General features: G+C 56.4%; 1 protein-coding gene. It reads right to left on the bottom strand.

Going from position 1 to position 374, the window contains the following annotated elements:
- Positions 1 to 8 precede the first annotated feature (8 nt).
- The coding region (locus Q4563_RS17015) for a lipid II flippase MurJ (protein WP_303605331.1) at positions 9 to 374 on the bottom strand (366 nt) is incomplete at its 5' end.

Here is a 374-nt window from a genome sequence, read left to right as displayed (position 1 = left end):
CCAGCCCTCTAGTCAAACAAGGCACCACGCAAGTGCCGGGGCTGCAGCCCGGCAACAAGCAACACCAGCACATAGACGACAACGCCCGAAACAACCACCAGCGTCATTTGTACCATACGCTCAGAAGCTGACCACAGCAGCCAATCGGCCACATCCCCCATGAGCCACCAGGTCACTCCCAGCAGGGCAGCATTTGCCAATGCCAGCTTGGCCATAAACCCCAACCAGCCACGACTGTGTTGCAGCACCCCGGCTTTGCGCAACCCCAGATATAACATCAGAGCATTAAAGTACGATGAGATAGCGGTGGCCAGCGCCAGTCCGACATGGGCAAATGGCAATACCAGCGCCAGATTAAACACCATATTCACGAC

The sequence above is a fragment of the Gilvimarinus sp. 1_MG-2023 genome (assembly GCF_030548285.1).
The sequence above is the reverse complement of the archived record's forward strand: the minus strand, read 5'-3'. Positions and strand labels throughout refer to the sequence as shown.